Genomic DNA, 20639 nt, shown 5'->3' with positions numbered 1-20639 from the left:
ATCCATGCCCCATGGGAGCACTTGCTTTATCGGTCGAACACCTTTCCAAACGCTATCGCTTGGGTAATCTGGGCACGCAGGCCAGCAGCCTGAGAGAAGCGCTACTCAGTTGGTGGAGCACGCGCTCCGGGCAAAAGAAATCATCCACACCCATCAGCTTCGTACAGGCACTCGACGATGTGAGCTTCACCGTGCAACAGGGTGAGGTATTGGGCATTGTAGGCCCCAACGGTGCCGGCAAATCTACCCTGCTCAAAATCATTTCGCGCATCACCCTGCCCGACAGGGGCAGGGTAATGGGCAGCGGCCGCATTGCCAGCCTGCTGGAAGCTGGTGTGGGCTTTCATCCGGAGCTGAGCGGTCGCGAAAACATTTTCCTGAGCGGTAATATCCTGGGCATGAGCAACCGGGAAATCCGGAGCCGTTTCGATGAGATTGTGGATTTTGCCGAAATCGGACCCTTTTTAGACACACCGGTCAAGCGATACTCTTCCGGCATGTATATCCGCCTGGCCTTTGCCATCGGGGCATTCCTGCGGCCCGAGCTGTGGATCGTGGATGAAGTGCTTTCAGTGGGTGACGCAGCTTTTCAGCACAAATGCCTGCATCGCATCCGCACAATTGCCCGCGAGGAAGGCACCACCATCCTGATGGTCAGCCACCAGCTTTCCCTTATCGGTCAGATTGCCCATCGGGCCATCTGGCTCGACTACGGAAAAATCGCCGCTGAAGGGCCTCCCCATCAGGTCATCGGCGCCTACCTCAAAGCCCAGTCAGGCCAGCTCTGGGATTGGCAGCCCAATCCTCCTTTTTGCTGGAAGCAGCTGAGCCTGACCAGAGCCCGTTTGCATCCCCGGCTGGCCAAAGGTCAGCACGTGCCGGATGTGCATACCCCGCTGCAGATCTGCCTGCAATTGCGCACGCATGCAACCGTCCACCATCTGCAGCTCAGCCTGCAATTGTTTACCCTCGTGGGAGAATGCCTGTTTGAACAGCCCAGCACACCCCTGTCGCTACCCCCGGGTCAATGGATGCTGGAATATGAAATCCCTGGCGACTTTTTAAACGAAGGCAGCTACTACCTGTCGGTTTTTCTGACTGACCTGCAGACCGGCGATCATAGCCAGGTAGATGCCTGTCTGGTCTTTGATATTGCCGGCAATGTGCACAGGGCCCCATTCCCAGAAGCGGAAAGACGCATGGGCTACGTGCGGCCACAATTTGCCATGACATGGAAACCTTCTGAAAATGCGGACTGATCAGCCCTACTGCATCCAGCATATCAACCTCGCGGCACCTCTCGCTGATCCGGAAACGTGGATTGGCTATTTTGCCGTGCCCCATCTGCTGGTGGTGTGGTGGGAAGACCTGCCGCTGGGACTGATAGATACCCGCGAATGCTCATTGCCCGTGAGCCAACCGGAATGGGAGCGACTGCTCTGGGCGTGTGCCTGGCCGGCAGTGGCCCATCGGGCGGGATGGTTGGCCACACCTCCTGCCTGGCCGGAGATGCACAGGCAAATGAAAGATTGGCTGGAGATGAGTATGCAAGACAAAGTGGTTGCAGCCCCATCTCGGCATCCATCGGTTGCGCTGGTGATTTGTACTGCAGGCAGCCGACCCGAAGCCCTCCGGGAATGCCTCCATAGCATACAAAAACTGCAACCCCAGCCCGATGAAATCGTGATGGTGAACAACACCCCCGGCCCACTTCATCTACCGGAAGAAACCCTGCCCGGCCTGCGCCTGATTGATGAGCCCCGCTGCGGACTCGACTATGCCCGTAACGCCGGCTGGCGAGCTGCTACCAGCGATATTGTCTTGTATATTGACGACGACGTGCAGGTGTACCCAACTCTCATCCGGGCAGTGAAAAACACTTTTATCGAGCATCCCGAAATCCATGCCCTCACCGGATTGGTACTGCCGGCCCGACTCGACACCCTCGCACAGCGCCTCTTTGAAGCTTACTGGAGCTTCCAGCGGGGGTTCATTCCCCAAACCTATACCGGTAATCGGCTCAACCAACAGCAGCCACTCGTCCCCGTCTGGGAAATCGGTGCCGGCGCCTGCATGGCTTTTCGCAAATCGGTGCTGGCAGGCAGCGGAGGTTTTGATCAGCGGCTCGATGCCGGAGCTGCCGGCTGCAATGGCGATTCGGAACTTTGGTATCGGTTGTTGGTCCAGGATTACGCCATTCGCTATGAGCCCGCCGCTGTCGTGTTTCATCACCACCGGACCACCCTGCCAGAGCTGCATCAACAAATTTTCTCCTACCTGCGGGGTTTCACCACGGCGCTCTGGATCAGCTATCGCCAGTTTCGGCGAAAAGCTGACTGGCAGCACCTGACCCGAACCTTACCTGCATATTATGCACAACGTTTCCGGAAAGCGCTCCGTTACCGTTTTCGGGATGCCTACCACACCTGGGCCGACGAGCTGCGGGGCTTCCTCGCCGGCTGGCTATATGCTTTCCGACACCGCCATCAGCCGCCTTATCCCGAGCCAGCAGGTCCCATCGTGTTACCACCCGCCTCTCCATCACCCCTGGTGAGCGTAGTCATCACCTGTTATCAACAGGCCCATTATTTACCTGATGCCATCCGGAGCGTGCTCGAGCAGACCTACCCCCATGTGGAATGCCTGGTGGTGGATGATGGCTCGACTGACGATACGGCCGCTGTGGCCGCACTCTTCCCCGGCGTGCGGTATGTGTATCAGGCAAACCAGGGCCTGGCAGCCGCTCGCAATACGGGTATTGGCTATGCCCGGGGAGAATGGATTATTTTCCTGGATGCGGATGATTGGCTCTATCCCGCCGCCATTGAAACCCAGCTCCGGCATGCCGCCGCCCACCCGGAGGCGGCTATCATCACCGGCCATCACGACAAAACTTCAGCGGAGGGGCGCCTGCTGCAAAACTGGGAGCCTACCGATGTGCCAGCCGACCCGGAAACCGCTCTGCTGCAGGGTAATTATATCGGCATGCATGCAGCCGTGTGCTACCGCCGCGAAGTGTTTCATTACCTGCAATTCGATACAACCCTGCGGGCCGCCGAAGATTACGACCTTTACCTGCGGGCCGCACGCCTGTTCCGAATCCATAGCCATCTGGAAAGGGTGGCTGCCTACCGCCTGCACCCGCAAAACATGTCGGGCCAGGTGGGCTGGATGCTGCATCAGGTGCTGCATGTGCTGCGCCGCCACTATGAACGCTGGCCACAGCTGAAGCAACAATCGCCCTACGCCAGTGGCAAAAAAATCTGGAAAAAATATTACGCCGGGGAATTGCTTCGCAGGCTGCAATTCCGTTATTTTTATGGAAAATATTCCCTTTCGCCGGCTGAATGGATGTTGTGTATCAGATGGAGGCCCAGGTCATTGCTGCGGGCAGGGATGCATCTGATCTATAAAAAAATACGAGCCATGATCAGCAGATTCTTCCCACGGCTACAGCGCCATTCCCGGTACAGCGAATCCTGGGTGGCAGCCTATGTACCACCCAGGGGACAAACCAGGTGGGGAGATCTCCGGCAAACCCGCCCCTTCAGTGCCCGCTTCGGCTTTGATCGGGGGAAACCGGTAGACCGCTACTACATTGAAGATTTTTTGTTTCATTATCGGCATTGCATACGGGGGCATGTACTGGAAATAGGTGACAACAGCTATACCCGACAATTCGGGGGAGATCAGGTAAGCCGCAGTGATGTACTGCATGTGCGGGCTGAACATCCGGGCGTAACGGTGGTTGGTGATCTGAACGACCATATTCCGCTGGCCGATGGCCAGCTGGATTGCATCATCCTTACCCAGACCCTGCATTTGCTGGCCTGCCCCGAAAGGGCGATTGCCGAATGCAGCCGCCTGCTGAAGCCCGGCGGGGCCCTCCTGCTCACCGTGCCGGGCATTACTCCCATTGATCACGATGAGTGGAAGGATAGCTGGCAGGGCTCTTTTACCAGTACGTCACTCAGCCGCCTGCTGCGCACATCCTTTGCGCCAGAAAACCTGAACTTGCATACCTATGGCAATGTGCTGGCAGCCACTGCGTTTTTATATGGCCTGGTCGAAGATGAGCTGACGGATGCCGAAAAAAATGATCATGACCCGCACTTCCCCGTCATCATAGCCGCCTGTGCAATTAAACATCTTACAATAAAATCAAATAACCATGCTTCACAATCTTTTTAAGAGAACCAACCGGCAGCCAGATCCTCCTGCATCCCCGTTCCGGCTGAACGCAATCGTGCTGATGTATCATCATATCGGACAGGTACATGCCTCTGATCCCTGGAATATGTGTGTGGACCGTGCCGCTTTTGAGGAACAGCTTCATTTGTTGTCCTCAGATTATGAGGTCAGGCCTCTGATGGATTTGCTGGAGCCTGCAGAACATGTGAGTGGGAAACCTATGATTTGCCTGAGCTTTGATGATGGTTATCTGGAACATTACACCGAAGTATTCCCTCTGCTGCAACGCTACCGGCTGCCGGCCACCTTTTTTATCTCGTCCGGATACCTTGCCGGTGGCCCGCATCAGGCCCGGATTTGCTGGTGGGAAGTAGTAGATCATGTTTTTCTGGACCACGATCCTATACCAGATTTGAAAGGTATTTTGCCCGGACCTGATGTATTTGATGAACAGGCCAGGATGAGCCTGCTGGTAACCCCGCAGGTGAATGATGACATGTTTGCTTATCATGCCTGGCACATGCGGATGAAGGTCAATTCAAACCGCCAGGATAAATGGGCCAAAGCTTTACTGAAAAAATGCGGCCATACTACCGACATACTTCCTGCCATGCTAACCGAAGCCCATGTGCGCGAAATGGCCCAAAGTCCCTACGTAACCATTGGTGGGCATGGTTTTTACCATCAGATACTGGGACTGCTGCCCCGACGCAAACAATGGAAAGAAATCATAGAAAACAAACAACACCTGGAAGAGCTTATCGGCAAGCCGGTCGAGGTATTTGCCTATCCGCACGGGCATTACAACGAGCTGACACCAGAACTGGTGAAAAAAGCAGGCTATAAACTGGCCTGCACCACGGCTGCCGAACTGGATAACCCTGGCATAACGGCGCATGAAATTCCGCGGCTCTGGGCACGCAGCTGGACGGCAGAGGAGCTGCATCTGCTGCTGGAAAAACTGTTTCAGCAAATCCAGGCTGCACATGCATCCTGAAGTTTGGGCTTATCGCATCCAGAAAAAATGGTGCAAAAATATTCATCCATGCCTTCAAACCCCACTGTAAGCGTTCTCATCCCGTTTTACCAGGCGGGCCGGTTTATCGGAGAGGCTATTGAAAGCGTGGTAATGCAAACTTATCGGGACTGGGAATTGCTGCTCATTGACGACGGCACGACCGATGAAAGTGCACAAATTGCCAGGCAATGGGCTGAACGCTATCCCGATCGTATTTACCTGCTCAACCATCCGGATCACAGTAACCACGGGCTGCCTGCTGCCCGCAATCTGGGGCTATCCCACGCCCGGGGCCGATATGTGGCCTTGCTGGATGCCGACGATGTGTGGTTACCGGAAAAGCTGGAAACACAAATAAGGCTTGCCCGGCGCTTTCCCGAGTGTGGCTTATTTGGCGAAGGCTCACTCTACTGGTACAGCTGGTCAGGCCAATCCAATACCGGCCAGGACGAAATCATCTATCCGGGCATCCGGTTGGACGCTCGCATAGATCCGCCCGAAGCCGCCCTCACGCTCTATCCTTTGGGAAAGGGCGCAGCTCCCTGCCCCAGCAGCCTGCTGATGAAAACAGAAACCCTGAAAAAACTGGATGGCTTTGAAACTGCCTTTTCTGGACCTTACATGGTGTTTGAAGATCAGGCCTTTCTGATGAAATTTTACTTGCAGGAACCGGTTTATTTTGCTGCGACCTGCCTGAATCGCTATCGCCAGCGACCCGATTCCCTGATGGGTAGCTGGCAGCAAAACCATCATGAATACGAAATACATCGGTACTATTTCCACTGGCTGGAACATTACCTGAAGGCCCACTTTCGGCTTCCCGACCCGCGTGTGGAAAAAGCCCTGCGACAAGCTCGATCGGAATATAGTTTCTGGAAACAAATTAAAAATCAGATTTTCAGATTTATACCCTAAACGGCTATGCCTGTCACCGTCCTGATGCCGGTATACAACGGAGAAACCTATGTGGAAGCTGCCATTCGCAGCGTGCTCGGACAGTCGTATCGCGATTTTGAATTGCTGATTATCAATGACGGCTCTACCGATCAAACACTCCCCATCTGCGAAATGTATGCTACCCAAGACAAACGCATCCGCATAGTGGATTGTGCAGAAAGGGGCGGAATAACCCGCAGGCTGAATGAGGGCATTTCGTTGGCCAAGTTTGAATGGATTGCCCGAATGGATGCGGATGATATTTGCCATCCCTGGAGATTGGCTAAACAAATAGCCTATCTGGAAGCGCATCCCCGCTGTGCAATGGTTACCAGCAGGGTGCATCTCATGGATGAACAGGGCCGATATCTGGGCACCGAAGGCATTCCTGCGGCCTATCTGTACTATACCCTTCATTTTGAGTGCTGTATTTTCCATCCGGCCATTATGTTTCATCGTCAGTCTATTGAGGCTATTGGCGGTTACCAGCTTCCTTTTGCAGAAGACTATGACTTGTTTGCCCGCATCCTGAAACGATATCTGATCGGAGGCATTGACGAACCTCTGCTCAGTTACCGCATTCATGGCAAAAGCCTTCACCGCTATCTGCACCGGGAAGAATATGCGGAAAGCCTGAAGGAAGTGAGGAAAAAACTTTGGTTGTCGGTGTATCCGGAACTGCCCCCTGAAGCTTATCAACAAGCTTTTCAGTATGACTACCAGTCACTTACCGGTGTTCAGGACATGCTGCAATGCCTGCACTGGCTGGATGTTTTTTCCCAAAGCCTGCTTCATCTGGACAATCCCAACCGGGTTGTACCTGATATCCTGTATATCTGGAAATACAAACGAAACTGGATGATTCAACAAATGGCCGCCCGGTTATCCTTCCGGCAACGCGCCCGGTTTCTGAGATCGGCTCTTTCAGGGCCGGCTTTCTGGAAACAAATGGTCTGGCAATCAATCAAACACCATGGAATCTGAATCCGTTTTTTTGCCAAGAACTCCGCAGGAGCCACCTCTGATAACGCCTTTGCATGATTACCCTCTGCGATGGTCGGTGATGATTCCCACCCACAACTGCTCGGCCTATTTGCCAAAAACGCTGGATAGCGTGCTGGCTCAGGCACTGCCTACCCATCTCATGCAAGTGGAAGTAATGGACGATGCCAGCACAGATGCCGATGTGAAAAGCCTGGTTGAGCAAATCGGCAAGGGAAGAATCAGCTTTTACCGTCAGCCCTGCCATGTGGGCAGCCTGCATAACCTCAACACGGCAATCCAAAGGGCAAAGGGTGAATATATTCATATTCTTCATGGTGATGATCTGGTATTGCCGGGGTTTTATGAGGAAATGGAAAAGCTTTTTAGTGCTTTCCCGGAAGCAGGAATGGCTTTCTGTCGGTATTTGTACATTGATGAAAATGGACATGCGCTGTATCCGGCCGAACCGGAAGCCGACAAAGCCGGGCTGCTAACAGATTGGCTGAGCCGGATAGCCAGTCGTCAGCGCATTCAGACCCCATCTGTGGTGGTGAGGAGAAAGGTTTATGAACAAATTGGAGGCTTCTATGGTGTACACTATGGAGAGGACTGGCTGATGTGGATTCGCATCACCGCCCGTTTCCCGGTAGCCTATACTCCAACTATCCGGGCGGCCTATCGCCAGCATCAGGCTTCTATATCGGGCCGTTCAGCCCTTACCGGGCAGGATATGCACGATATCAGAAAAGTGATTGTGTGGATGAAAGACTGGGTGCCGAAAGATTCATATTCTGCATGCGCCCGGCAGGCCCGTCAATTTTATGCAAGATATGCAATTCGTACTGCTTATAGGCTCTGGCACCTGAAAGCAGGCTTTAAACCCACTTTAAACCAGCTCAAACAAGCCTTCCGGCTTCACCCGAAGGCGTTGTTGTCATCACATGCAATCAAACTATATCTGAAAATCCTATGTCAGATTCATTAACTCCAGGCATATCCATCCTGATGTGCTGCCACAACAGCATATCCCGGCTGCCCCTTAGCTTCGGGCATCTGCGCTCGCTGCTCCTTCCCGAAGGATGGAACATAGAATTGCTCATTGTGGACAATGCTTCTACCGACGGCACGATGCCTTTTGCCCGGGAATATTGGCAGGGGTATGCACATGCTTTTGAGGTCAGGCCTCTGGAAGAACAACGGCTGGGCCTGTCGCATGCCCGGCTGCGGGGTATTCTGGAAGCCCGGTATCCGTATGTATTGCTTTGCGATGATGACAATGGATTGTTGCCCGATTACCTGCTCATAGCCTGCCAGATCTTAACTGCAAGAAAGGATGCGCCTCCCGGCATGCTGGGTGGACAAGGCCTTGCGGTTTTTGAAACCACCCCTCCACCCTGGGCTCCTCAGTTTCACCTGTTTGGCTGCGGCCCCCAGGCCCCACAATCGGGTCCTGCCAAACAATTGTATGGCGCCGGAAGCATTCTGTGGAAGCCAGCTTTCATGAAAATTTACCATGCCGGATTCCGCTGGCTGCTTACCGACAGGCAAGGAAATCAACTCAGCTCAGGCGGTGATTACGAACTTTGTGCAGCTCTTAAGCTGGCTGGCTATCCTTTATGGTTTGAATCGCGGATGCAATTCGTTCACTACATCGAAGCACACCGCCTGGCGCTAAACTACTACCAACGATTTATTCGCGAAGCTTCTGTTTCCGAAAACATTTTGCTGCTTTACCGTTCATTGCCGCTTCACATGGGATATTCCCGATGGCCTGTGCGCTGGATGGCTCTTCAGGAAGCCGGTTATCATATTTTCCGGATAGCTTCCATGCTCATTCGGCGATTGTTTTCCTTCCCTTCAAAGAGCCAGCAGACCGTATTCCGGCTTCGTCTCTTCTATCATGGGCTCCGCATCTATCATTTGTTGCATCTCAAAAAAATTTGCCACAACAATTGGCCCCGGCTGGTGGAATGGTATCAACACCTGCAAGATAAAGCCCGACATTGAGGCTGGAGCTACTAACTCATCCGGGCAACCTCCACAAAACCTTGCCTGATTGGCGTAAAATTTTATGTGCCGACTCCGGAAATTTTGTTATTATCGTGCCCGAAACGTTTTAACCATCGTTTAAAAAATCCACTACCATGCCGTTGAGTTTGCGTATTCGCCTCTCCCTGCTCATGTTTCTGGAATTTTTCATCTGGGGAGCCTGGTACACCACAGTGGCCGTATTCATGTCGAATCATGGCATGAAAAACATTACCCAGTGGCCTTTTACCGTGAATCCCATTGCCGCCATCATCGCGCCGTTTTTTGTGGGACTGATTGCTGACCGCTACTTTGCTACCGAACGCGTGCTGGGGGTGCTGCACCTGCTGGGCGCCTTGTTCATGTTCCTCACACCCAGAGCTGTAGCCCATCCGCTGTTGTTCATCCTGCTGCTGCTGGCCTATAATATCTGCTACATGCCCACCATGAGCCTGGCCAACAGCCTGACGTTTCACCATATCACCGATCAGGAGAAAAACTTCCCCACGATCCGGGTGTTCGGTACCATTGGCTGGATTGTGGCCGGGTTGTTCATCAGCTTCGTGGGCGTATATTTTGTGAGCAATGGCCTGCGGCCCGAACAAACGGCCATGCCGCTTTACCTCACTTCTGTTGCCAGCCTGTTGCTGGGGCTGTATAGCTTCACCTTGCCGCACACACCGCCTCCCGCTGCCGGCAAGGTGGTATCCATCCGCAGCATTGCCGGCATCGATGCCCTGAAGCAACTGGGAAGCGGACCTTTCTACATTTTCCTGCTGTGTTCCTTTTTGATTTGCATTCCCCTGGCAGCTTATTACAATTTCACCCAGCTCTTCCTGGAAGGCACGGGGTTCAAAAATATAGCCGCTACCCAAACCATTGGCCAGATGTCGGAATGGATTTTCATGTTGCTGATGCCCCTGTTTTTCCGTCGTCTCGGGGTGAAATGGATGCTGGCTATGGGCATGCTGGCCTGGACGGTGCGCTATGCCCTGTTTGCCCTCGGGGCGCCTCACGAAATCGTGTGGATGATCATTGTAGGCATAGCCCTGCATGGCATCTGCTATGATTTCTTCTTTGTAACCGGACAGATTTATGTGGATAAAAAGTCCACACCTGAAATCCGCGGACAGGCACAGGGACTGATTGTGCTGGTTACTTACGGGGTGGGTATGCTCATTGGTGCCCAGATCGCAGGTGCAGTGTACAACAGTTTCCTGGGCGGAGCTGAAAAGCTTACGCTGAACCAATGGAACCAGTTCTGGTGGATTCCCTCCATCTTCGCCTTAATTGTGCTGATTTTCTTTGTGCTTGCTTTCCGGGATAAAAAGGTGGAAGCACAGGTAGCAGCTGAACAAGCCACCGCAGGCTGAAGCTAAAATGGAAAAACTTCATTTTTTTAATTCAAAACAGTCAGTCTATGGCCGGAATTGCCATGTTGGGCTCGGGTTTCATAGCCCGCTTTTATGCCGATGCCCTGGTGAGCCATCGGCGCCCCGATCGCATTGTGAGCGTGTATTCCCGGAAAGCTGAAAGTGCCGAGCGATTTGCGCAGGATTATCGGGTGCCGGTGTGGACTACCCGGATGGAAGAAGCCATCAGCCGGCCTGAAGTGGATATTGTATGCATTTCTTTGCCCAACCATTTGCATGAAGCAGCCGTGATGGCCTGTGTGAACGCCGGCAAGGCGGTGATGATTACCAAGCCGCTGGGACGCAATGCAGCCGAAGCCCTGCGCATGCTGCAGGCCGTGGAAAAAGCCGGTATTTTTCATGGCTATCTGGAAGATCTGGTTTACACGCCCAAAAGCCTGAAAGCCCAGCAGCTCATCGGCCAGGGTGCGCTGGGCCGTATCCTTTGGGCCAAATCCCGCGAAACCCATCCGGGCCCGCACAGCGACTGGTTCTGGAACAAAGAACTGGCCGGCGGCGGCGCCATCATCGATCTGGGCTGCCATTGTGTGGAAATTGCCCGCACTTATATTGGCAAAGATATCCGGCCCCTGGAAGTCATGTGCTGGGCCGATACCCAGGTGAAACCCATTGAGGCTGAAGACCATGCCATCGGGCTGGTGCGCTATGCCAATGGCGCCATCGGCCAGTTTGAAGTGAGCTGGACCTTCCGCGGCGGCCTGGACCTGCGCGACGAAGTCATGGGCACCGAAGGCACCCTGTGGATCAACAATTTCCTGCGCACCGGATTTGAAATGTTTACTTCGGGCAAAGGTACTGGCTATACGGCCGAAAAAGCCGAAAGCGAGAGCGGCTGGCTGTTCCCCGTAGCCGATGAACTCAACGAGCTGGGCTATCAACACATGTTCACCGATATGCTCAATGCCCTGGAACAGGGCCGCCAGCCCCGGGAAACCTTTTACGATGGCTATGTGGTGAATGCCATCCTGGATGCGGCTTACCGCTCAGCACAAACCAAACAATGGGAGCCCGTACAGCTGGAAATATGGCGCGGACAAACGGAAGTACACGTAGATCGCACCCTGCCGGATTACGATGCACAATACTACCTCGTGAAAGAAGAAACCACCCACTACGGCGCCCGCAAACTGATTTTAAAGGATAAAAAAACCGGGGAAATCATAGAGCGGGTAGTGGGGTGAAAAACATTTTACCGTTTGCTTGAGAGTCCCCTTCGATGCAAGCTCTTGCCGCCCTGATTTGCATGATCAATCAGGGCGGTTATGTTCATTCCACCACAGCTTTTTACTCCAGCATGCAGGACTTTCGCGGCTTCGCTGCAGCTCTTTATCCCTGCGGAACAGGATAAGCCTTTCTGCCCCACCACCAGTAAATCAGCACCAAAAAGAAAAACAAGGGCGGGATCAATGCCGTGAATTCCACCCATTTGCCACCATAAAATCCTTTCATGCCGCTGAGCTTGTATTTAATCAAATACATCACAGGTACCAGCACCAGGGTAAGAAAGGTAGCAAAAGCCAATCCAAAGATCATGGTCCAGCACAAGGGACTCCAGAAGGCTGCACTATCACCGCCAAAGAAGATATGGGGATTTAGCTCGGTAAACATCGTGACAAAATCAATATTCATCCCAAAGGCCAGGGGAATCAAACCCAGAATAGTAGCCGAAGCTGTGAGCAATACGGGTGTCATACGCACCCGGCCGGCTTCCACCAGCGCTTCGCGGATGGGCATGCCCTGTTCGATCATCAAATCGGTAAACTCCACCAGCAAAATACCATTGCGCACCACCACACCCGCCAGCGCCACCATGCCCACACCTGACATCACGATGGAAATGTTCATCTTGAACAGCGAAACGCCAATGAGTACGCCAATCAGGCTGAAGAACACCTCACTCAATATGATCAAGGGCTTGCTCAACGAATTGAACTGGGTTACCAAAATCAGAAATATCAATCCAATAGCCACCATCATGGCCGTGGTGAGGAAGCCCATGGTTTCCTGTTGCTGTTCCTGGTCGCCGCCCATCCGTGCCGTAATACCCGGCGGGAAAGGGAACCGTTTTACGGCTTCGGCCACCTGATGCACCACCTGGTTGGCATTATATCCGGTGAGGATATTAGACGAAAGGGAGATGATGCGCTTTTGGTCCTTGCGACGGATGCCTCCGTAGGTGGTGGTGTAACGGATATCGGCAAAAGCCGACAGCGGCACCTGGCGAATAATACCCCCCAATGCCATATCCCGATAGGTAAAAGTAAGGTTGCGCAGCATATCCACATTGTCTCGCTGGTCGGGCAATAAACGCAGCTCAATGGGATAATCTTCATCAGCCCGGGGATCCCGGAACCGGCTTACTTCCGTCCCAAAAACCGCCGTTCGTAAGGTTTGTCCGATCAGCCCGGAAGAAATCCCGTTGCGGTTGGCCAGCTCCCGATCCACATCAAAGATCACTTCGGGTTTGTTGTTATGGAAATCCGACTGTAGATCCTCGATACCGCCGATATTTTGCTGCAGGATATAGGTACGCAATCGTTCTGAAACCGCAATCAGCGAATCCAGATCATCACCTGTTATTTCCACCACCAGCGGCTTGGGTAAAGGTGGACCATTGGCTTCCTTATCGGCTGTAATTTCTGCGGCTGGTATCCCTTTCACCGCCTGGCGAATCTTATCCAGATAAGTCCAGGTAGAAACCCCATGACGTTCGTTGTAGGGCACAAAAGCCACGGTTACTTTCCCCTTGTTGGGCTGGGTACCAAAAGCATCGTCGCTATTGGGATCGGCTGCACCCACGGCTACGTTGGAAATAACGGAGCTCACAACAGGATTGTATTTCCCGTGAGCTGGATCAATACCCAGTACACTGTCTACCCGACGTTCTACCTCAAGCGTAACCGCATTGGTGGTAGCCTGATCGGTGCCAATTGGCATGGTGATGTACACATACACAAAATTGGGATCGGTGCTGGGGAAAAATACGACCGAAGGTTTACGGATCGCGAAAAAAAGAACGGCCACAACAAAAAGTGCAGTAGTCCCCAACACCAGTTTCACCGGATGCACCAATGCTTTACGAAGCATACGTGTGTACCAGGCCTGAAAACGCGGCCATAAGTCATGCTGAAAATGATGAACCCAGCGCTCAATCAGCAACCTGTACAACAAATGAATGGCCAGCATGGTGAGCGTGAAATTGCCCAGCCCGAATGCGCCTCTGCTGCCGGCAAAGATAGCTGCCAGATAAAAGATCAATGCGATGGCTCCCAGGATGATGGTCGTAACCGTCATACCCCGGGTCCACTTGCCACGATGGGTGCCCGCCGGATCATGAGGCTTCATGAAATCAACTGCAAATACGGGGTTGATGATATAAGCAACAAACAAGGAAGCCAGCAAAGTGGTAATCAACGTAACCGGCAAAAAGAACATGAACGAACCCACCACACCCTTCCAGAAAGCCAGCGGAATGAAGGGTGCCAGCGTAGTGAGTGTGCCGGCCAGTACAGGCAAAAACACTTCACCCGTGGCCATCTTGGCTGCCTGCCGGATATCCATTGCTCCATTGTTGAAAATGCGATGGGTATTCTCAATCACCACGATGGCATCATCCACCACAATCCCCAATGCCAGCAAGAAAGAAAACAACACCACCATATTCAGTGTGAATCCATATACTGGCATCAGCACAAAAGCCAGGAACATAGACAATGGAACCGAAAGTCCCACGAAAATCGCATTGGTAGCCCCCATGAAAAACATGAGAATTACCGTCACCAGAATAAAACCTATGATGATGGTGTTGATTAGGTCGTGCAGGGTTGTACGAATCCTGTCGGACTGATCGCCGGTAATCACTATTTTCAGATCTTTCGGAAAATTATGCTGTTGCATATCAGCAATCGCTTCCCGTACATGATTGGAGGCATCAATCAGGTTAGCCCCGCTGCGTTTCACCACATTCAGGGTGATTACATTCTGGTTATACAAACGAGCATAACTCTCCTGTTCTTTGAATGTGTCAATTACCTGGGCAATATTTTTCAAATACACTTCACCACCGGTGGGCGTACGAATAATCAGGTTGGCAACCTGGGAGGGATTGGTAAATTCTTGTTTGACCGTCAGGTCACGATCTACCCCATCCATTTTCACATTACCGCCGGAAATAGTGTGATTTTCATTGGCGATCGCCTGCTGAATATCGCTAAACGATAGCTTGGCTGCAGCCATTTTGTTCATATCTACATTCACCTGCAGTTCCCGATCCAGTGCGCCCACTTCATCTACCCGGCTGATTTCAGGCAAGCTTTCAATTCTGTCTTTTAAGTCATCCGCAAATTTTTTCAGCTTACGCAAATCATAATTACCGGAAATATTTACATACAAAATAGGCAAATCAGACAGGTTGATATCCAATACATCTGGCGCCTGCGGCAGATCTTTCGGAAAATCAGTAGATGCCCTCGCTTTATCCACGGCATCTTTCACATCCTGCTTGGCAGTCTTAATATCTACGTCGGTATTGAATTCAATCTTCACCAGCGAAAAATCCTGAAATGAATTGCTGGTGATATGCTTCACCCCCTTGATGGTTTTGCATTGTTTTTCAATCTCCCTGGTCACCAGCTTTTCCATGTTTTCTGGCGAGGTACCCGGATAAGTAGTGGTTACATAAATCGTAGGAATCGTTATTTCCGGGAATTGTTCCTTGGGTAAATTGATGTAAGCAAATATGCCAGCCAGCGTAAGAATAATCGTAAACAAATAAATACTGGTACGATGATCAATTGCCCAACTCGAGGGTTTAAATTCCTTGAAAATATCTTTCATGTGAATATCATTTAAGCAACAAGGCGATATACAACGGGAATGCTAAAAGATTTTCCTGTATAAGAATAAATTCATCCCCATGTTATTTGACAACAACAATGGGTGTTTTATCTTCCAGATCCTGATAGCCATTGACAATGAGTGTATCTCCCGGATTTAATCCCTGTAAAATTTCCACCCGGTTATGATACATTTTCCCTATTACTACCTTTACCTGACGGGCAACATTTTGTTTTGCCACAAACACATAATCACCTGATTCCGTTTGCTGCAATACATTTACAGGTATTACTATCGCATGAGGATTGACATAATCAACCACACGAATTGCAGCCATCATATTTGGTTTGAAAATAGAATGTGCGGGTAATTTGATTTCAATTCCAAATGAACGATTATTGGGATCAATTACACTTGAGACATAATTAAGTGTGGTATGCAAAGTGTCTTCCGCATCCGGAAATATTACTTCTACAGGATCTCCCTGATGCACATGATTTATGTAATTTTCCGGTATTTGTGCTTTTACACGCAAGTCATTTAAATTCACCACCCGAATGGTATTCATGCCGGGTGAAACAGCCTGGCCTATCTTCAAATCCACTTCATCAACCCTACCATCAATAGGCGACACAAGTCGGTACAAAGCCAATTGTGATTGTACAACGGCTATTTGCTTTTGTACGTTTTCATAATTGTTTTTGGCTTGTAACAACTGCACCTCTGTGCCGATTTTTTGTGACCAGAGATTTTTCTGTCGCTCATATAAGTTTCTGGTAAAATCAAGTTGAGTTTCTAATTGTGCCAGTTGCTGGCGAATTACTTTATCATCCAACTGTGCCAGTACCTGTCCTTTCTTCACCCACTGGCCTACATGTACATAAATGCCTGTTACCACACCCGAAACTTCCGGATTCACATTCACATTTTGTTGGGCATCTACATGTCCCTGTACTTCAATATAACTTTTGAATATCTCCGGACTGAGATTGATTACCGATACTGGAACCGCTTTTTGTTGCGCAGGTGCTATGGATTGTTGAAGAGCCTGAATTTCCTGATTGATGCGATCGCGTTCCTGCAACAATTTTTGCAGTTTTTCTTCATTGGATGATTGCTTGTCTGTGCGTGCATTGCATGCAGGAAGAACCATCATAGCCAGAGCTATGCATCCGAAACCTATCAGGCTAACGGAAAATGATCTGGATATCATACCCAACATTTTTTGCGTGAAAATCATATAACATCAAAGTTTACCTACAGCTTTTAAATAATCAATTTTAGCCAGCATGGCATTGTACAGAGCAGTATAGTAATTCAGTTGTGCCTGTTGCAGATCTCCTTCTGCATTGTTAATCTCAATCGTAGAACCCACACCGGCTTCATATTTCTTTATGGTTTGCTCATAAACTTCCTGTGCCAGCTGCATGTTTTTTTCCTGTGAATTCACATTCAACAAATAATTGCTTAAGTTGGTTTTAGCTTGTTGCCATTCCAGTTGCATACTTTGATCAAGCAATTGCAACTGAAGTTGTGTTTTCTGCACATTTAGTTTAGCCTGGTCAATGCGATATTTTTTCTGCAAACCTTCAAACAACGGAACAGATAAATTCATGCCCACATAAAAAGTTTTAAACCAGGGCTGATCATGATCAAAAAAGTTAAACGAAGTTCGTGCTGCATTGATTCCATAGCTTGCATTGGCTGAAAGGTTGGGCAACCAGGCAAGCTGATAACGTTTTAAATCATATTGATTGACCCTTAACTGTGTTTGCAAAGCCTGATAGTCAATACGCTGATGCAAATCAACATCTTCCTCCTGCAATAAATCTGTTTTTACATCATCAAAGCTCAAAGAATCAGTCAATTGCAGGCTATCCTGTAAAGGCATGCCCATTTGAAATTTCAAAAGCTGATCGCTCAACGTTACCATGTTTTGCATTTCGGTTTGTTGTGCCATTAAATTATTTATTTGCACCTGCAGCCGGTCCACATCGAGTTTTTCGGCAAATCCATTCTGATACATTACACGTGTATCATGGAGTAATTTTTCCAATCGAGCAATATTATCCTGTACTACCTGCAACTGCTTGCGAGCAATCCACACATTGTAGTATGCTTTAGAAACTGTAACTTTTAAATCGCGTTCAGTGCGTTGTGTATTTTTATGCGCCAATTCCAGAATCGTTTGCCTGGCCTGCAAAGCCACAAACACACTGGGATCGAACAAAGTTTGAGAAGCCGTTACACTTGCATTCAAATTATATTGTGTACCAAATTGTACCGGTGTAAGTCCCGCTTGTGGAATAGGCTTATCCTGTGGAATCAGGTTTTCTTTTTTCAAAATGGCATATACAGCCGGTGAAAAAAAATCAGGAAACAAGGTGGTGGGAAGTTTTAAATAATCCTGAAACTGCCCGCTGGCCGTAACTCTGGGCAAAGCCAGCCCTGTAACTTCTTTTTCTTTGGCTGCCGTAATCTGGGCATCTATTTTCGTTGACTGAAGATTCAATTCATGTGCAATTGCATATGAAATACAATCCTGCAATGAAAAACGGTGAACGACAGGAAGACTATCCTGTGCATACATTGCTCGATGACATACAAGAGTTATACATAAAACCACGATCAGTCGCATAAAAATCCGGCTCATAATTTTTTGTTTGATTGCTCATCAAATTGTTGCTGATATTGTTGAATCAACTGATGTCCTTTGACGGTAGAAATGCCATACAGATAATGCAACATCAACTCATGTTGTACCTCATGCAAGAGAAACTGGTCTTTCGGAAAAATATCCTGACGAAGCGGCAACAACCCAGATTCCAGCCTGAACCTTGCAATGACTTCAATGTTTAAATCCGCCCGATAAAATCCTTCCTGGATGCCCCTTTGTAGATTATGAATGATGAGTTGCTTGATATAGGTTTGTTGATGCTGATCAAAAAGCATGAATGCATCGGGATGATAACGCTGCATTTCGGCAAATACGATGGGATTCAGGTTACGAAAGATGCCATCCAGATATTGAAACATGCGAAAAGTTTCATGAATAGCGTCGCGGGCATCCTTTCTGATTGATTCACAATTTGCCTGCATTTCTTCAATGAATTGCTTCACCACCATGCGCACCAGCTCGTTTTTATCGCGAAACAACTGGTAAAGGGTTCGCTTGGACATGCCCAGATGGCGGGCAATTTCATCTACCGTCATGGTGCGCAACCCATAGGTTTGAAACAAGCGCCTGCTCACACTTATCACCCGATCCATGGCTTCGGCATGCATATCTCGTACAGGCGGTATTTGCTTTTTAGTCATGCTTTGAATCTTGAAAAGCGGGGCAAAACTATGGAAACTTTTTAAATCAAAAAAGTTTTCTACGTACTTTCTTTAAAATTCTGCCTCGTGGCGGTCGGGCAGATGTACCTTTGTCGGATAAAATCCTCAACCATGAAACGCAGACTCACTGCAGGTGGTATTGTCAAGCACTTTTTTCAGGGGTTGCTGGTGCTGGCCCCCATTACCATCACCTTGTTTGCCTTGTATTGGATTTTTAACACCATCGATAATTTATTTCCCAAAGAGCTTGTACCCGCAGCTTATCGAATCAAAGGCCTGGGCTTTGTAATTGTGATTTTATTCATCATTCTGATGGGTTATTTAAGCTCGTCTTTCATTATCGGGCGCATCTTTGATTTATTTGATCGTTTGCTGGAGAAAACCCCGTTTATCCGATATATTTACACTTCAGTGAAGGATTTGTTCGATGCTGTGGTGGGTGAAAAACGCAAATTTGACCATCCCGTGCTGGTGAGCATTTATTCGCCCGATGTGTGGGAAATAGGTTTCATCACCCAGACTGATATGCATTTAGTTGGCATGCCAGATATGGTTGCCGTGTATGTACCTCAGTCTTATGCAGTAGCCGGTAAATTGTATGTGGTGCACAGAACACGCATCAGACCTCTGAATCAGGTAAGTGCTGGAGAAGCCATGAAATTTGCCGTATCTGGTGGGGTAGTGAACATGGAAATCGGCGAACATACTGAATCCCCATTAAATTCCCAGGCATGAAACGAAGGATGCCAGGAGTATGGCTGCTATGCGGATGGATGATGGTTATTCCGCTTCATCTGGATGGCTGGGGATTTTTCGCCCACAGCCGCATCAACTACCAGGCCGTGTTTAGCCTGCCGCCCGATATGCTGGTATTTTTCAAGCCTTATCAATCATTTCTGACGGAGCACGCCGCTGATGCTGATCGCCGGAAATTTATCCTGCGCTCGGAAGCTCCGCGGCATTATTTTGATGCCGATGCGTATGATTCCACGGCCTGGCCCTGCAGCTGGCAGCAGGCTACCCTTCGCTGGCCGGCAGAAACCCTGCATCATCAGGGTATTCTGCCCTGGAGTACCCTGCAAGTGTACAACCAGCTGGTGGAAGCTTTCCGGCAACACGATGGCAAACGCATCCTGAAACTGGCAGCAGACCTGGGCCATTACATTGCAGATGCCTGCGTGCCCCTCCATGCCTGCAGCAATTACGACGGACAATTCACGGGCCAGCACGGCATCCACGCTCTCTGGGAAACAGATGTCCCCGAACGCCTGTATCCTCATTTTCAGCTATGGGTAGGCAAAGCTCACTATTTGCCGCAACCTTCCGCCACAATCTGGCAACTCATCCGCGAAAGCGCCCGGGCTGCCGACACCGTGCTTGCCGTTGAAAAATACCTTCGCCACCATTTCCCTCGCAAAGCAAAATATAGTTACTACCTCCGCAAGGATCAATGGGTAAAAGGCTATAGCACAACTTATCTCGAAACATACGAATCCATGATGCACCAGATGGTGGAACGCCGGATGCAACAAGCCATTCAGGCCGTTGCCTCTTTCTGGTACACAGCCTGGGTCAATGCCGGTCAGCCTGACTTGCGAAACCTTACAGGCGTGCAGTTTACCCACGCCGATAGCCTGGAATGGAAGTCGCTTGAACATCTCCAATGGAATGCCAGGAAAGAACGAACAGGGTATTTTAAAGAATAAAAAAGAATTCTACCTTTACGACGCTCATTGAAAAAACCAACTTAATCTTTTTATCATTGATTTGCTGAAAGTTATACATAAATAATTGTTCATTTTCTTCGTTTAATCTTTTTCATCCGTGGAGAAAATGAAAAAAATGAAACCCATTGCTGTTAACCCTGAATCGGT

The 20639-nt window shown here is 49.9% G+C and carries 15 protein-coding genes; 11 read left to right on the top strand and 4 right to left on the bottom strand.

Translation table 11 applies throughout. From position 1 onward, the window contains the following. The first annotated feature begins 11 nt into the window (after positions 1 to 11). From BM367_RS06185 to BM367_RS06145, 9 genes are all read left to right on the top strand, one after another. On the top strand, positions 12 to 1259 hold the full coding sequence (locus BM367_RS06185) for an ABC transporter ATP-binding protein (RefSeq protein ID WP_092458995.1): 1248 nt from the start codon (positions 12 to 14) through the stop codon (positions 1257 to 1259). Further along, positions 1249 to 4191 (top strand): glycosyltransferase, encoded by a 2943-nt coding sequence (locus BM367_RS06180; protein ID WP_092458993.1) that lies wholly within the window; start codon positions 1249 to 1251, stop codon positions 4189 to 4191. Before BM367_RS06185 ends, BM367_RS06180 begins: the two co-directional genes overlap by 11 nt. Further along, entirely contained in the window at positions 4172 to 5188 is a 1017-nt protein-coding gene (locus BM367_RS06175) for a polysaccharide deacetylase family protein (protein ID WP_092458991.1), read from the top strand. The genes BM367_RS06180 and BM367_RS06175 overlap by 20 nt, the downstream gene beginning before the upstream one ends. Before the next feature lie 48 nt (positions 5189 to 5236). Then, the gene (locus BM367_RS06170) at positions 5237 to 6124 is read left to right on the top strand and encodes a glycosyltransferase family 2 protein (protein ID WP_177224126.1); all 888 of its coding nucleotides are present in this window, start codon (positions 5237 to 5239) and stop codon (positions 6122 to 6124) included. A 6-nt stretch (positions 6125 to 6130) separates the two neighbouring features. Continuing rightward, positions 6131 to 7129: a glycosyltransferase family 2 protein gene (locus BM367_RS06165; RefSeq protein ID WP_092458987.1), complete on the top strand. Its 999-nt coding sequence runs from the start codon at positions 6131 to 6133 to the stop codon at positions 7127 to 7129. Beyond that, a complete protein-coding gene (locus BM367_RS06160; RefSeq protein WP_092458985.1) occupies positions 7119 to 8114 on the top strand; it encodes a glycosyltransferase in 996 nt (331 codons plus the stop codon). The genes BM367_RS06165 and BM367_RS06160 overlap by 11 nt, the downstream gene beginning before the upstream one ends. Next, a complete protein-coding gene (locus tag BM367_RS06155; RefSeq protein ID WP_092458983.1) occupies positions 8099 to 9136 on the top strand; it encodes a glycosyltransferase in 1038 nt (345 codons plus the stop codon). The genes BM367_RS06160 and BM367_RS06155 overlap by 16 nt, the downstream gene beginning before the upstream one ends. A gap of 137 nt (positions 9137 to 9273) precedes the next feature. Then, positions 9274 to 10530 (top strand): MFS transporter, encoded by a 1257-nt coding sequence (locus BM367_RS06150; protein WP_092458981.1) that lies wholly within the window; start codon positions 9274 to 9276, stop codon positions 10528 to 10530. A gap of 47 nt (positions 10531 to 10577) precedes the next feature. Continuing rightward, positions 10578 to 11771 carry a Gfo/Idh/MocA family protein gene (locus BM367_RS06145; protein ID WP_092458979.1) on the top strand — a complete coding sequence of 398 codons (1194 nt, stop codon included), beginning with the start codon at positions 10578 to 10580 and terminating at the stop codon, positions 11769 to 11771. A gap of 145 nt (positions 11772 to 11916) precedes the next feature. Here BM367_RS06145 and BM367_RS06140 read toward each other — a convergent pair whose 3' ends face one another. The 4 genes from BM367_RS06140 to BM367_RS06125 form a co-directional block, all read right to left on the bottom strand. Beyond that, positions 11917 to 15426 carry an efflux RND transporter permease subunit gene (locus BM367_RS06140; RefSeq protein WP_092458977.1) on the bottom strand — a complete coding sequence of 1170 codons (3510 nt, stop codon included), beginning with the start codon at positions 15424 to 15426 and terminating at the stop codon, positions 11917 to 11919. Between the two features lie 82 nt (positions 15427 to 15508). Next, entirely contained in the window at positions 15509 to 16639 is a 1131-nt protein-coding gene (locus tag BM367_RS06135) for an efflux RND transporter periplasmic adaptor subunit (protein WP_177224125.1), read from the bottom strand. A gap of 33 nt (positions 16640 to 16672) precedes the next feature. Beyond that, on the bottom strand, positions 16673 to 18079 hold the full coding sequence (locus BM367_RS06130) for a TolC family protein (protein ID WP_092458973.1): 1407 nt from the start codon (positions 18077 to 18079) through the stop codon (positions 16673 to 16675). Next, positions 18076 to 18744, bottom strand: a complete 669-nt coding sequence (locus tag BM367_RS06125) for a TetR/AcrR family transcriptional regulator (RefSeq protein ID WP_092458971.1) — start codon at positions 18742 to 18744, stop codon at positions 18076 to 18078. Before BM367_RS06125 ends, BM367_RS06130 begins: the two co-directional genes overlap by 4 nt. 132 nt (positions 18745 to 18876) lie before the next feature. Between BM367_RS06125 and BM367_RS06120 the strand changes: the two genes are divergently transcribed. Both BM367_RS06120 and BM367_RS06115 read left to right on the top strand, forming a co-directional pair. Then, the gene (locus BM367_RS06120) at positions 18877 to 19500 is read left to right on the top strand and encodes a DUF502 domain-containing protein (protein ID WP_092458969.1); all 624 of its coding nucleotides are present in this window, start codon (positions 18877 to 18879) and stop codon (positions 19498 to 19500) included. After that, positions 19497 to 20471: a zinc dependent phospholipase C family protein gene (locus BM367_RS06115; protein ID WP_143103966.1), complete on the top strand. Its 975-nt coding sequence runs from the start codon at positions 19497 to 19499 to the stop codon at positions 20469 to 20471. The genes BM367_RS06120 and BM367_RS06115 overlap by 4 nt, the downstream gene beginning before the upstream one ends. Positions 20472 to 20639 lie beyond the last annotated feature (168 nt).

Source organism: Thermoflavifilum thermophilum (genome assembly GCF_900116565.1).
GTDB lineage: Bacteria > Bacteroidota > Bacteroidia > Chitinophagales > Chitinophagaceae > Thermoflavifilum > Thermoflavifilum thermophilum.
The sequence above is the reverse complement of the archived record's forward strand: the minus strand, read 5'-3'. Positions and strand labels throughout refer to the sequence as shown.

Excerpts from the sequence above, each read along its gene's own strand:
- BM367_RS06185 (WP_092458995.1), top strand. The coding sequence starts at position 12 with ATGGGAGCACTTGCTTTATCGGTCGAACACCTTTCCAAACGCTATCGC.
- BM367_RS06180 (WP_092458993.1), top strand. The coding sequence starts at position 1,249 with ATGCGGACTGATCAGCCCTACTGCATCCAGCATATCAACCTCGCGGCA.
- BM367_RS06175 (WP_092458991.1), top strand. The coding sequence starts at position 4,172 with ATGCTTCACAATCTTTTTAAGAGAACCAACCGGCAGCCAGATCCTCCT.
- BM367_RS06170 (WP_177224126.1), top strand. The coding sequence starts at position 5,237 with ATGCCTTCAAACCCCACTGTAAGCGTTCTCATCCCGTTTTACCAGGCG.
- BM367_RS06165 (WP_092458987.1), top strand. The coding sequence starts at position 6,131 with ATGCCTGTCACCGTCCTGATGCCGGTATACAACGGAGAAACCTATGTG.
- BM367_RS06160 (WP_092458985.1), top strand. The coding sequence starts at position 7,119 with ATGGAATCTGAATCCGTTTTTTTGCCAAGAACTCCGCAGGAGCCACCT.
- BM367_RS06155 (WP_092458983.1), top strand. The coding sequence starts at position 8,099 with ATGTCAGATTCATTAACTCCAGGCATATCCATCCTGATGTGCTGCCAC.
- BM367_RS06150 (WP_092458981.1), top strand. The coding sequence starts at position 9,274 with ATGCCGTTGAGTTTGCGTATTCGCCTCTCCCTGCTCATGTTTCTGGAA.
- BM367_RS06145 (WP_092458979.1), top strand. The coding sequence starts at position 10,578 with ATGGCCGGAATTGCCATGTTGGGCTCGGGTTTCATAGCCCGCTTTTAT.
- BM367_RS06140 (WP_092458977.1), bottom strand. The coding sequence starts at position 15,426 with ATGAAAGATATTTTCAAGGAATTTAAACCCTCGAGTTGGGCAATTGAT.
- BM367_RS06135 (WP_177224125.1), bottom strand. The coding sequence starts at position 16,639 with ATGATATCCAGATCATTTTCCGTTAGCCTGATAGGTTTCGGATGCATA.
- BM367_RS06130 (WP_092458973.1), bottom strand. The coding sequence starts at position 18,079 with ATGAGCCGGATTTTTATGCGACTGATCGTGGTTTTATGTATAACTCTT.
- BM367_RS06125 (WP_092458971.1), bottom strand. The coding sequence starts at position 18,744 with ATGACTAAAAAGCAAATACCGCCTGTACGAGATATGCATGCCGAAGCC.
- BM367_RS06120 (WP_092458969.1), top strand. The coding sequence starts at position 18,877 with ATGAAACGCAGACTCACTGCAGGTGGTATTGTCAAGCACTTTTTTCAG.
- BM367_RS06115 (WP_143103966.1), top strand. The coding sequence starts at position 19,497 with ATGAAACGAAGGATGCCAGGAGTATGGCTGCTATGCGGATGGATGATG.